The sequence below is a fragment of the Chitinophaga sp. GbtcB8 genome (genome assembly GCF_019091455.1).
Taxonomy (GTDB): domain Bacteria; phylum Bacteroidota; class Bacteroidia; order Chitinophagales; family Chitinophagaceae; genus Chitinophaga.
On the sequence record NZ_JAGXJN010000003.1, the window covers coordinates 34,465 to 47,873 of the forward strand.

The 13,409-nt window shown below is 48.5% G+C and carries 9 protein-coding genes; 6 read left to right on the plus strand and 3 right to left on the minus strand.

Annotated elements, in window-relative coordinates; all coding sequences use genetic code 11:
- Nucleotides 1-59: 59 nt before the first annotated feature.
- From KVT36_RS05555 to KVT36_RS05565, 3 genes are all read right to left on the minus strand, one after another.
- Entirely contained in the window at nucleotides 60-464 is a 405-nt protein-coding gene (locus tag KVT36_RS05555) for a hypothetical protein (RefSeq protein ID WP_217602517.1), read from the minus strand.
- 236 nt (nucleotides 465-700) lie between these two features.
- Complete coding sequence (locus KVT36_RS05560) at nucleotides 701-2,587, minus strand: SusD/RagB family nutrient-binding outer membrane lipoprotein (RefSeq protein ID WP_217602518.1); 1,887 nt, start codon at nucleotides 2,585-2,587, stop codon at nucleotides 701-703.
- A 19-nt stretch (nucleotides 2,588-2,606) separates the two neighbouring features.
- Nucleotides 2,607-5,723, minus strand: coding sequence for a SusC/RagA family TonB-linked outer membrane protein (locus tag KVT36_RS05565; RefSeq protein WP_217602519.1), 3,117 nt, complete (start codon nucleotides 5,721-5,723; stop codon nucleotides 2,607-2,609).
- Nucleotides 5,724-6,333: 610 nt separating this feature from the next.
- Here KVT36_RS05565 and KVT36_RS05570 point away from each other — a divergent pair.
- From KVT36_RS05570 to KVT36_RS05595, 6 genes are all read left to right on the plus strand, one after another.
- Nucleotides 6,334-7,356, plus strand: coding sequence for a LacI family DNA-binding transcriptional regulator (locus KVT36_RS05570; RefSeq protein WP_217602520.1), 1,023 nt, complete (start codon nucleotides 6,334-6,336; stop codon nucleotides 7,354-7,356).
- 85 nt (nucleotides 7,357-7,441) lie between these two features.
- On the plus strand, nucleotides 7,442-8,614 hold the full coding sequence (locus KVT36_RS05575; protein ID WP_254639851.1) for an iron-containing alcohol dehydrogenase: 1,173 nt from the start codon (nucleotides 7,442-7,444) through the stop codon (nucleotides 8,612-8,614).
- Complete coding sequence (locus tag KVT36_RS05580) at nucleotides 8,611-9,546, plus strand: dihydrodipicolinate synthase family protein (RefSeq protein ID WP_217602521.1); 936 nt, start codon at nucleotides 8,611-8,613, stop codon at nucleotides 9,544-9,546. Before KVT36_RS05575 ends, KVT36_RS05580 begins: the two co-directional genes overlap by 4 nt.
- Entirely contained in the window at nucleotides 9,539-10,579 is a 1,041-nt protein-coding gene (gene pdxA, locus KVT36_RS05585) for a 4-hydroxythreonine-4-phosphate dehydrogenase PdxA (protein ID WP_217602522.1), read from the plus strand. Before KVT36_RS05580 ends, pdxA begins: the two co-directional genes overlap by 8 nt.
- Nucleotides 10,576-11,733: a four-carbon acid sugar kinase family protein gene (locus tag KVT36_RS05590; RefSeq protein WP_217602523.1), complete on the plus strand. Its 1,158-nt coding sequence runs from the start codon at nucleotides 10,576-10,578 to the stop codon at nucleotides 11,731-11,733. The genes pdxA and KVT36_RS05590 overlap by 4 nt, the downstream gene beginning before the upstream one ends.
- Nucleotides 11,734-11,746: 13 nt before the next feature.
- Nucleotides 11,747-13,324 carry a sodium:solute symporter gene (locus KVT36_RS05595; RefSeq protein ID WP_217602524.1) on the plus strand — a complete coding sequence of 526 codons (1,578 nt, stop codon included), beginning with the start codon at nucleotides 11,747-11,749 and terminating at the stop codon, nucleotides 13,322-13,324.
- The last annotated feature ends 85 nt before the right edge of the window (nucleotides 13,325-13,409 follow it).

Genomic DNA, 13,409 nt, shown 5'->3' on the forward strand with positions numbered 1-13,409 from the left:
ATGCTATATGCGTCATTATATAGCCGCCTGGATTTATTAAAGTATGCTCTGCATTACACTCAATAAATTTTTTTTGCACTGGTTAGCTTTTGATATTCTTCCGGGGAGAGTAATGGCTCCGGGGTGCCAAATTTTAAGGGGCTGATAAAAAACACCCAGCCGTTGTCCTGCGGGCTTTCCAGGATCAGGTCTAACCGGTTGGCCAGTTTGGGATTAGGACCTAAAATCACACAGCTTACAGGGGCATGTATAGGAATGTTGTAGTCTTCAGAATAAAGTTCGGCCACCAGCAAGCCTTTATTAACGGTTCCACGCTGCCGGTGCCATTTTATGCTATCAATTTTTTTAATACCCTTAAGTTTAAAAGCGGAAATGCCCACAAAGCCCACAGTGCCATTATAATCAATCCATTCGTGATCGCTGGTGAAATGCATTCTGGGACGTGAGATACTTGATATTTTCATTCTGCAAAGGTACTTGCAGCGGCAGTGGGTTTAACTGATACTTTTCAGGTTAAAAACTGCAAAAAGTCACTTTGGGGTTAAACATCTTAGTGAAGGGGTGTCTATAAAGGCCGCTCATATATTTCCTGTATGCCCAAACATCTGAAGCTAATACCAGCATCGCCCATAAAAAAAGCCGTCTCCTGTTTTTTGCAAACATAAGAGACGGCCTCCTTTATACTCTACGTCAGATCAAATTAATGTTTTGCCCACCAGAGCGGCGTCAGGATGGCATCAGTGCCATTCAGCAAAGCCGTTGCCTGCGCATAACCATTTGCATTGCTGCTGGCCAGGCTGCTGGGGTATTTAATACGCTGTGGGAAGAACTGGATATTGCTGGTCATAAAATTAGCAGCAGTCAGTCCCGGCAGGTTAGGCAGCGGATTTTCAATAGCCGGGTTCTCGTAGAAGGGTAAGCCCAGTCTGCGCTGATCGCTCCAGGATTCTAACGGTAACCAGGGCACCTGTGCAATGAACTTCTGCGTAATGATCTTGGTTAGCTGATCATTACGGACAGCGCCATTTTTATACAAAGTGTTCACCGGGTAAGCTATGTTCACGGTGCCGGCAGTACCGGTATAACCATCCTTGTAGTTCATGGTATGCGTAGCGCCTGGTTCCACTGTGTGGGTCCAGCTTACGGAAGTACCATCATTGTTATAGGCCTGCGAAGCCAGGTAAGTGCCCAGGAACTGGCTCACGCCCCAGTATTCAAAGCTGCTGCCAATACCGGCTTCATATGCTGCCTGCGCAGTCATAGGAGTGGTCCAGCCCCTTACACTACCTTCTGCCAGCAGGAAGTAAGTTTCCCATGGTGCAAAGAAGATGCGTTGTGCAGTACTGTTACGGAAGCGTAATGCCAGGCGCGGGTTGGTGCCTTCGAAAGTATACACTTTGTTCTTGGCGCCTTTCGTACCCCAGTCACCGGTAGTGGTAGCATTCCAGGTATAAGCAGCATTTATATCTCCAAAGTCGTCCAGGCTGCGAACAGTTGTCTTGGCATTGTCGCCGCCATACGGGCAAAAATCCGGGTTGTTGAACTGGCCGGGAATAATGAAGGTTTTGTATGCACGCGGGTCAATGGTATTCTGTAACCCATCAAACCAGTAACCAGCCATCGGCTCATTGGTACGCTGGGAGAAATGGTTTAAGAACCGCAGCCCTGCCCAGTTAGCAGGCTTAATGTGAGATTGCAGGGAATCCGGCAGCTGAGCTGCAGACGGAACACCGCCTAAGTTAACGTACAGGTTATTCAGCGTAGCAGAGATCAGCTGGGCATTCCATTCGCGGCTCATTACGCCGGTCAGGTCGTCCCATCCCGGTTTTTCCTGCACTTTAAAGATCTGTGATGATTCTGTGAGCAGTAAACCCGAATTAGCCGCTTCTTCAAACTCTGTTTTTGCCTTGCCGGGATCTACTTCAGACAAACGCATGGCCAAACGCATACGCAGGGAGTTGCCGTAACGTTTCCATTTGTTATAATCAAAAGCAAATGCAGGATCGTATTTCTTTACTTCATCTGTATTCGCCACGCTTTCGTCAATGGCAGCTATAGATTCCTTCAGCTCCTGCAGTAAGTAATAATACACATCCTTTACACTTACAAACTCAGGGTTCACGCCCTGGAATGCTTTAATGGGAATAGGCCCAAAGTTGTCCGACATTTCGCTTAACAGGTACGCACGCCAGATACGGCTTACCTGCAGCAGGTTCTTGGTGTAAGGTTTCTCGGCATCGGTACCAATCCTTTTGGTAGCCAGCTCCACTGCCAGGTTCACCCCATTCAGCCAGCCGGATACAGAATTGTAATAGGCCGTGGTCCAGCCGTCATCATAACCACCGCTGGATAAGCCGCCCTGGCGGTGCTGGCGGCCGCCGGTTTTCCAATACAATACAAAGGAACGTTCGGCTACATCCGGGTTCATTTGCGCACCAATGATAGAACCATTCAGTGCGTATTCCACCTCCACCTGCGCTTCATTGGCAGACTTCGGATCTCTGTTGATCTCTTCAAACTTTGAGCAGGATTGTACAAGCAGGCTGGCTGCAAACAGTACAAATGTGCTCTTTATAATATTTTTCATAAATGTCCTTTTTCAGCAATTAGAAACTAACGGATAAATTAAACAGGAAAGTACGGGTGGTAGGCGCGCTGCCGTTTTCAAAACCCGTAGCGTTGGTATTGGTTGCAAAAACAGATTCCGGGTCAATACCTTTCAGATGGCTGGATATTAACCATACATTGTTGCAGGAGAAACCAATGCTGGCACGCTGTACCGGTGTACGGGACAGCAGTTTGGCGGGCAGGGCGTAGCTCAGCTGCACATTACGCAAGCGGATGTTGGAAGCATCATACAGGTTGGCTTCTACAATACCAACATTGGTTGCACCAATGCTGTTCATCCAGTAATCCTGTGCAGATACAGCCACGGTGTTCTGTTCATAGGTTTTGGTGTCTGCATTATACACAGCGCCATCTACTATGAAATTCTCGCGTTTGCCATTCACTACTGTTTCAGCAGCAGTGCCCGCCCTTTGCATGGAGATCAATGTTCCGGAGAACATTTTACCACCAAAGCGGGCATCTACCTGGAAGCCCAGTGAAAGGCTTTTCCAATAGAAGGTATTGCCTACACCTAATAAGCCGCTGGCCTGCTGGTTGCCCAGTCTTACTTTATTCTGGGTGGCCAGGGGAAGGCCGTTGCCGTTTACGATGATCTTACCGAAGTAAGGGCTGCTCGCATCTGTTACGCGCTGGAAAGCGGTACCATAGATCTCACCAAACTTTTTACCGGTTTCTGCATATACCTGCACGTCGTCGTAACCGCCCAGGGAATACAGGCTCACATCGTTGGTCAGCTCCTTAACGGTGTTGTCGTTCACGGAGTAGTTCACGGTCATATCCCAGGAAATACCTTTAGGTTTATCCAGCACACGTCCGTTTAACATTACTTCTATCCCTTTATTCTGAATATTGCCCGCGTTGATCTTCCTGTAGGAATAACCACTCAGTGGATCCATGGGCAGGTTAATGAGCTGGTGGGTAGCATTGGTTTTATATAAAGCTACGTCCATGCCTAAACGGTTACCAAAGAAACGTGCTTCAGCACCTACCTCAATAGAGCGGATGGATTCACTCCGTACATTCTCGTCATAAAGCGTATTCTTTCTTTTTACCACGGTATTGCCGTTTGGATCTTTACTTACTTCATAAGTGTTATAGAGCTCATATGCTGCCAGGTCATTACCTACCTGGGCGTAAGAGCCGCGTAATTTACCGTAGGTGATCCAGGACGGTACGTTGCCACCCATACGCTCGATCATTTCTGTTAATACCAGTGAGGTGCTCACAGAAGGGTAGAAGAAAGAACGTTTATCCGGGCTGAGCGCAGATGACCAGTCGTTACGGAAAGTAGCGTCCACAAACCAGTAAGCATCCCAGTTCACACCCACTGTACCGTATAAGGAGTTGATCCTTTTCTCACTTACTAATTCCGTTACTGAAGGGCTGGATTTACCGTTGTTCACTGAAAAGAAATCAGGGATCTGCAGCTCGCCAACGCCGGCATCCAGGCGGCTTCTTTTCTGCTTCATCAGGTTGCCGCCTACAGAGGCTGTACCACCCAGCTTGCCGAACAGGTTATCTTTATGGGCAGAGATCAAAGCGCTGTAGTTGATCTCACTAAAGGTTTCCTTGCCCTGGCTATAGCTGCCGTTAGCCACACCAGGAGCACCGGCGTAACGTTTAGCTTCGTAGTTGGTGGTATAGATATCTGCACCGCCTCTTACCTCTGCGCTCAGCCAATCGGTCATTTCATATTTTACTGTACCGGTCATCAGGAAGCGGTCGCGAATATCCTGATTCTGGTTGTATTGGGAAGCCCAGTAAGGATTCAGCTTATTACTGTTGCTGTACCATAACATTCTGCCGTTCTCCCTTTTTGCAGCGCTGAAATCGTGGATGTTCAGGTTCACCGGCAGCATATACATGGTGCTGAACGGGTTGCTGTCGTTCATACCGTTCTGCGGGCGGTTCACTGCATCGGAGTTAATGTACTGTACTTTGGTATCGGTGCTCCAGCGGTTACCTTTGCCAAAGCGGGATACAGCGCGGGCAGTGAGGTTGGTACGATTCAGCTTGGTGCCGGGAATAATACCTTTATCAGTAAGGCGGGTAACGGAAGAGTAGATGGAGGTACCTTCGCTTACCTGCTGCTGGAAAGAAATGCTGTTCTTTATATTGATCCCTCTTCCGAAGTAGCCGTCCAGATTATCATGTGCTGCCAACGGAGCATCTTTACCCTGCCAGTCTTTTACGGTTTGCCCGGTAATTTCAGGCCCCCAGTTCTGCTCAGAGATCGCATCAAAGATGGCACGGTCGCCCTGGGCAAAAGATTGCTGCAATTCAGGACGGGTAAAGATCTCAGAATAACCGATCTGTGAAGAGTAGGTAATACCCAGACCTTTTTGTTTTTTACCGCTCTTGGTGGTGATCAGGATCACACCATTACCGGCGCGTGTGCCATATAAAGCCGCAGCAGTAGCGCCTTTTAATACGGACATGCTTTCAATATCTTCCGGGTTAATATCGGATAAACCATTACCCATATCTCTTGCAGGGTTCCAGAAGTCGTTGTTGTTAGAGCCGATGAAGTTGTCCATCGGAATACCATCCACTACTATCAGCGGCTGGTTGGTTCCGGTGAGCGAGTTGTTGCCACGCAGCGTGATCTTGGTAGAACCGGCAGGGCCGTTGCTGGAGCGCAGTACCTGCAAACCGGCTACCTTACCGGTTAGGGCGTTAGTGAGGTTTGTTTCCCGCGCATTGGTCAGCGATTCGCCGCTTACTTCCTGCAGGGCATAACCCAGTGATTTTTTCTCGCGTTTAATACCCAGCGCGGTTACTACCACCTCGCCCAGGTTTTTGTTGTCAATGGCCATATGCACCTGCAGTGTGCTTTGGCTGCCTACGGCTATCTCCTGTGAAAGAAAGCCTACACCGGAAAGCACCAGTGTTGCATTGGGGCCTGCCTGTAGTGTAAAATTACCTGCGCCATCAGTTACGGCGCCATTAGAAGTCCCCTTTTCAATAATGGTTATACCAGGGAGGGGATTGTTGTCGGCATCCTTTACATTACCGGATACCGCTCGCTTCTCCTGTGCAATTGCGTTTACGAACACGCATAGGGATAGCGATAAAAAGATGAGTAATCTTTTCATAGTTCTGTGTTTGATAGATTGATTATAAAATGGACCTTTTAAAAGCAGTCAAGTCAGCTCTGCATTGATTTCACGGTTTAGTCGAATAACAAGTAAATAAAATAGAGAATAATAATATTGACAGCATCCTTTAGCAGATGCATGGCATATATTTCCGGTTGATATTAATTGTCCCCTGGTTGTTGTTGTTTGAATTAACGGCTCAAGTTTTACACACTACAGCAGTTTAGAATGATAAAATATTGAAGGTTGATGACGTTTATAAAAACCCGTCTCAATATAAATATCATAAAACGATTTAGCAAATAATATCACTTTGAGTGAATAAAAAATCATAACAGCTACCTGGTTAACAATAAATTCTTATGAAATTTTAATGTTGTGAAAGGCTTGCTGTTATTGAATTTCAGTGAAAGAGGGTTTGTAATGAACTAATCATGTAAATACCGCTCATAATAATCAAAAAAGATATTGTTTATTGAGAACCGGGAGTACCCGCAAAACCCATCGGGTGAAATACTTTATACTCCTATAGGAAATTCAAAAATAATTGTAGCTTTGATTAGTTGTGAAAACGTTTACATAAATCCACGGAAAAACTGATCGCTTTGTGAAAACTGCCAAAACCGTCGCCAGTTTAAAAACCGTTGCCAGCTTAGCGGGTGTGTCAATAGCCACTGTTTCCAGGGTATTGAACGGTGATCCCGTGGTAAAGGACGAAACCCGGCTGGCCGTACAAAGGGCTATCAAAACCTCCGGTTACCATCCCAACCGCGTAGCGCAGCGCTTACGTTCCACCAACCGTTCCAAGAAGCTGATCGGATTACTGATACCGGATATTCAAAACCCGTTTTATGTAGATGTGATCCGGGGCATAGAGGAATATGCTTATGCAAACGGGTCTGCCGTGGTGATCGGCAACTTTTCACAGGATCCGAAAAGAGAAAAGCTATATATAGATATTCTCCGCTCAGAGTCCGTGGATGGCTTTATTGTAGCGCCTTCCCACGGGAAGGACGAGGATGTGGAGGAGCTGATCAACGATGGGCATGCCGTGGTATGTATTGACCGGGGCCTCAGCAACCTGAATGTGGATGTGGTAAAATCAGATAATGAAAAAGGCGCTTTTAACGCTGTAGCGCATTTGATCAAACTAGGCCATAAACGTATAGCCCATATTACCGGCGACCCTGCCATTCCTACAACCCAGGAACGCATTGCCGGTTATATAGCTGCACATAAGCATTACGGGTTACGGGTAGATCAGAAGATCATTAAGGGTAAGGAATCTAACTTTATCAGCGGGGTAGAGATCACTAAACAGCTGCTGGCATTGCCGGAAAGGCCTACCGCCATTTTTACTGCCAATAACCTGCTGACCTTAGGCGCGCTGGAAACCATTCTGCAGCAGGAGCTGAAAATACCGGAAGAAATAGCCATTGTGGGTTTTGATGATGTGTATTGGGCTACTTCCCTGAACCCACCGTTAACGGCTGTACGCCAGCATGGTTTTGAAATAGGGCAAAGGGCCATAGAGCTGCTGTACCAAAGGATCCAGCAGCCCGACCGCCTGCCGGCTAATGTGATCGTGAAAACGGAGCTAATGATCCGGCGGTCCTGTGGGTTTAAGTAAGATCCTGCCGGTGCGGCGAAAATGCCCCTCCCGGAAATGGTTACCGGCGTTTTTTTGATTGAAAAATGTAAACGTTTACATAAAAATGAAAAACCTGAGCATGCAAAGTGTAACGATCATAAACCCTAATAAGCTGGTGTTTGGGGAGAACAGCTTTGCGCAGTTTATCACAGACTACACTGCGCTGGGATTGCAGCGCTTATACCTGGTAACCATACCACCGGTAGCTGCACAAATAGCAGAGAGCCTGCATACCCTGCAGCAACAGGGGGTAGCCATACAGGTGAATGACCGTATTACAGGAGAGCCCTCCTTTAATGATTTTGAAAAGCTGCTGGCAGAAGCAAGATCTTTTGGGGCCGATAGTGTAGCAGGTATTGGCGGTGGCAGCGTGCTGGATGTAGCCAAGCTGATAGCCGCACAGATTAAGAACACGCAAACCACGGCAGAAGTAATAGGTATCCGTAACCTGAAAGAGCGCAAAACTTACCTGGCCTGCATTCCCACTACCTCCGGCACCGGCAGTGAGGTATCGCCCAATGCATTGTTTATAGATGATAGCGGCGCCAAGGTGGGCGTGATCAGCCCTTTCCTTGTGCCGGATGCCGCGTATATAGATCCTGCGCTGACGCTGAGCATACCGGCCTCCATTACAGCCTCCACCGGCATTGATGCGTTAACGCATTGCCTGGAAGCATACACGAATAATTTTGCGCATCCAGTTATAGACCTTATTGCATTGGAAGGTGTACGGCTGATCGCCCGTTACCTGAAACGTGCCTGTGACAACGGGCAGGATCTGGAGGCGCGTGCGCAGGTGGCATTGGGCAGCATGTACGGTGGCATGTGCTTAGGGCCGGTGAATACGGCGGCCGTTCACGCGCTGTCTTACCCGCTGGGCGTATCATACCACGTGCCGCATGGTTTGTCCATTGCATTGCTGCTGCCTTATGTGATGGAATTTAATTTACCGGCAGCGCCGGAACGGCATGCGCAGATTGCCCTTGCACTGGGTGCTGCGCCGGGCCAGCCTGATATAGCCACTGCCCGCGAGGGCGTTGAGCTGATCAAAAAGCTGATCAGCGATTGCGGACTGCCTGCCTCCCTGGAAGAGCTGAACATTCCTTTTGACAGTATTGATAAAATGGCGGAAGATGCCCTGAAGATCCAGCGGCTCCTGAAGAACAACCTGCGGCCCGTTACCCAACAGGATGCCGTTAACATTTACCAGGCCGCCTTTAATAAAGTAGCAACATGAAAAGCGAAAAAAGATACAGCGGGGTAGTGGTGCCTATGATGACACCCTTTACTCCGCAGCATAACATTGATGAAGCAGCCGTACAAAAGCTGGTGAATCATTTAATAACCGGTAAAACACATCCCTTTATTTTAGGTACTACCGGGGAAGCAGCTTCTATTTCACGTCACCAAAGAGCAACGCTGGTCACGGCTGCTGTTAAGGCTAACAGCGGCCGTGCGCTGGTGTATGCCGGTATGTCAGGCAACAGCCTGCAGGATGCAGTGGAGGAAGGTAAAACCTATCACGGCCTGGGCGCAGATGTGCTGGTGAGCACCATGCCATCTTACTACCCGGTAGCGCCGGAGCAAATGCTGCGCTACTTTACCGCGCTGGCAGATGCGCTGCCCTGCCCTTTAGTGCTGTACAATATTCCGGCCACCACACATTTGTCTATTCCGCTGGATGTGGTGGAACAATTAAGTGAGCATCCCAACATTGTTGGATTTAAAGATTCTGAAAAAGGCGTGGAGCGCATTAGCACCGCTACTGCTTTATGGAAGGACCGTAAAGATTTTTCCTATTTACTGGGCTGGGCCCTGCAATCCCGCTCAGCCCTGGAGCAGGGGGCAGATGGTATTGTACCCAGCAGTGGCAACCTGGCGCCGGCTGTATACCGCAAAATATATGACAGCGTACGTGCAGGGGATACCGTAGCCGCTGCACAGGCACAGCAAAAAGCAGATCAGATCTCTGAAATGTACCAGAAAGACAGGATCCTGAGCCAGTCGCTGGCGGCCTTTAAGGCCATGCTGGCGGCTTATGAGCTCTGCGGACCGGATGTGCTGCCACCGCTCTACCGCCTGCCTGCTGCCGAAGAACAAAAGCTGATGCAGGAAGCGCGCGCTGTATTTGGTGATTTAAATAACATTAACAGTATTAATAATGACTGATCACAAACCAATAATAGGAATTACCATGGGCGACCCGGCCAGCATTGGGCCGGAGATTGCGGTGAAAGCGCTGTTGAACGAGAATATACACGCCATTTGCCGCCCCTTGCTGGTGGGCGATGCAGCAGTGTTCCGCGATATTATTACCCGCCTGGGCTTGCCCGCCACGGTAAACGCTATTCAGCATGCAGCCGAAGCAAAATTCCGGTTACAGCAAATAGATGTGATTGACCTGCAGAATGTGAACATGGCGGCGCTGGAGTTCGGAAAGGTATCTGCCATGGCAGGTAATGCCGCTTTTGAAGCAGTGAAAAAAGTAATTGATATGGCCATGGCCGGGGAAATAGCAGCCACGGTCACCGGCCCTATTAATAAAAAATCCATTAACGAAGCAGGCCATCACTTTGCCGGGCATACAGAAATATATGCGCATTTCACCGGCACTAAAAAATACGCTATGCTGCTGGTAGAGGAGCACCTGAAGGTGATCCATGTATCCACCCACGTATCCTTGCGGCAAGCCTGCGACCTGGTAAAGAAAGACCGCATACTGGAAGTAACGGAGCTGCTGCGCAATGGTTTAATACAGCTGAATGAGACGAATTTGAAAATAGGCATTGCCGGCTTAAACCCGCATGCAGGGGATGCCGGTTTGTTTGGTACGGAGGATGACATGGAAATATTGCCTGCCGTGGAAGAAGCCCGCCGCCTGGGTTACGAGGTAGACGGCCCTGTGCCGCCGGATACTTTATTTGCCAAAGCAGCTACCGGTTATTACGGCGGTATTGTAGCCATGTATCATGACCAGGGGCATATTCCATTCAAGCTCTCCGGTTTTAAATGGAATGCGGAAAAACAACAGATGGATAGCGTGAAAGGGGTGAACATCACCATGGGCCTGCCCATTATCCGCACTTCTGTAGACCATGGCACTGCGTTTGAAATTGCCGGAAAAGGCATTGCCAGCGCAGATGCTATGTTACTGGCCATTGAATCTGCTGTACAGTTATCTAAAAACAGGCAGCCCTTATGATGGTAGTAATTGCAGATGACCTGACCGGCGCAGCGGAAATAGGCGGGTTGGCATTGAAGTACGGTTTAATGGCGGAGATCACCACCACGGTGAACCTGCGTTCCGATGCAGACCTGCTGATCATTGACACCGATACCCGCTCCCTGTCCAAATCCGCTGCCAAAGCAGTGATAACGGAAATATGCGCAGGGCTGAAAGAATTGCAGCCCACCTTACTGTTTAAAAAAATAGATTCTGTATTACGCGGTCATGTATTGGCGGAAATACAGCTGCAGCAGGAGCTATTGCAGCTGCCCAAAGCCCTGATAGTACCGGCTAACCCGGGATTGGGCAGAACCGTAGTGAATAACACTTATTTCCTAAACGGACGCCCCCTGCACCAGAGCAGCTTTTCGCAGGACCCGGAATTTCCGGTATTCAGCTCCGGCATAAGGGAGCTGCTGCAGGCAAAGGACGGGGATATACAGGTGCTGCCACACCATGCGCCACAACCGGGCGCCGGCATTGTGGTAGCGGAAGTGCAGGACAGTACGGACCTGGTTGCGTGGAGTAAAAAGCTGGATGCAAGTACACTGGTAGCCGGCGCCGCAGAATTTTTTGCCACTGTTCTGGAAGCAAGGAATATGCGCCCGGTGATCATGGAAAAAAGCAACGCTACCCTGCACCCGCCTGCGTTGATGATCTGCGGCAGCGCATTTCATAAAAGCCGTGCATTTGTAAAGAAAATAGAGCAGGATGGATTTCCCGTAAGCTACATGCCCGCTGCATTGGGTAATGCTATGGCAGATGCGCAATTATTTCAGCTTTGGATGGAAGACACATTGCAACAGCTGAAACAGGAAGGGAAAGTAAGCATAGCCGTACATCCGCAAATGGAGGATGATAAAGCGCATGCGCTGAACATACGGAACAAGATGGCGGAAGCAGCAGCCTTTATTGCAGGCCAGGCCACGCTGCATGAAATACTGATAGAAGGCGGCTCCACGGCTGCTGCCGTAATGCGTAAGCTGGGTATTGACAGATTATACCCCACCATGGCGCTGGCGCCGGGGGTAACGCGTATGCGCGTACAGGGTAACAAAGAATTGCATCTCACATTAAAACCAGGCAGCTATGAATGGCCGCCATTAGATCTTTTTCCACTCATGCAATAAGCAATGCCACATTATGAATACATCATTGCATATAATAGACCACGTCATCATTATTCTTTTACTGGTAACTACCATTTCCTTTGGATTTGTATTTGCCAGGAAACAGAAAACCAGCCAGAATTATTTTTTAGCCAAGGGTAAAATTCCGGCCTGGGCGCTGGGCATGTCGCTGCTGGCCACCCTTATCAGCAGCGTAACTTTCCTGGCTTACCCCGGTACCGGTTATTCCTCTAACTGGATCTTACTGGTACAGGGCCTCATGGTGCCCATTGTATTAATATGCGTGATCTGGTTCATAGTACCGCTATACCGCAAGGTAATACGGTTAAGTACCTACGAATATTTTGAAAAACGCTTTGGTCCTTTTGCCCGGTATTACAGCTCCCTGGCCTTTGTGTTACGCCAGTTTTCAGGTATGGGCACCGTATTCTTTTTACTGGCGCTGGCCCTGCACAGCATTACAGGAGGCAATACCATAACGATTATACTGGTAGTTGGTTTGATCATTATTGCGGTGAACTTGCTGGGCGGTATAGAAGCGGTAATATGGCTGGATGTATTCCAGGGATTTATGCTCTTTGCCACGGGCATCATCTGCATCAGTGTATTACTGTTTTCCGTGAAAGGCGGTTTGCCGGAGGTGTGGAAGGTAGCATCTGCCAATCACCGCACCGGTTTTGGCCCTTATGACGCAAGCCTTTCCCGGCTTACGTTCTGGGTAATGGCTATTAATGGTGCATTCTACGCCATTCAGAAGTATGGTACAGATCAAACAGTAGTGCAGCGTTATTTAACTGCCCGTACAGATAAAGCTGCCATCAAAGCATCTTTAATGGGCATACTGCTTACTGTTCCGGTATGGACCTTATTTATGTTTATCGGTACCGCGCTGTTTGTATTCTACACCCAGCAGCCCCTGCCCGTTGGTATGCAGCCGGATGGAGTGTTCCCTTATTTTATTGTAACACAATTGCCGGCGGGTGTGGTAGGTATTATCATTGCCGCTATGATCTCTGCCGCTATCTGCAGCCTGAGCGCCGATCTTAATTCCCTGGCCGCGGTAGGTGTGGAAGATTATTATAAAAAGATACGGCCCAACCGCACTGATAAGGAATACCTGAAAGCCGGCAGGTGGCTGGTAGTAATATCCGGCTTACTGTCTATACTCATTGCTATGTTTTACATCAGCGCAGGTGATGAAGGCGTGCTGGGAATTATTTTCACCCTCTATGCTATCTTTTCCGGCGGCATTGTTGGCATTTTCCTGTTAGGATTGTTAAGCGCAAGGGCCAATAACCAGGGCATTACCATTGCCATTATTGTATGCATATTATTTACCGCGTATGCCTTTCTTACTTCCACAGCCATTGGTTTAGGGGATCATAAAAAACTGCTGCTGGACCTGGGTAAATACAATTTTACCCATCATAAATTAATGCTGGGCGTATACAGCCATTTAATTGTAATAGGGGTAGGATATGTGGCCAGCCTGTTCTTTCCCAAACCTGATATTGATAAGAGCCTGTTGTACAGCGGCTGGAGAGAGATCAGGCGCGCTGAAAAGCAGGAACAGATCGGAATGGAAATATAACACTAAGGAAATAGCCTTCTATGCGGCATATAGCCCTGTAACATGCATGTGCAGGGGAGGGATTGTTTTTATCGCATGTTCAAAT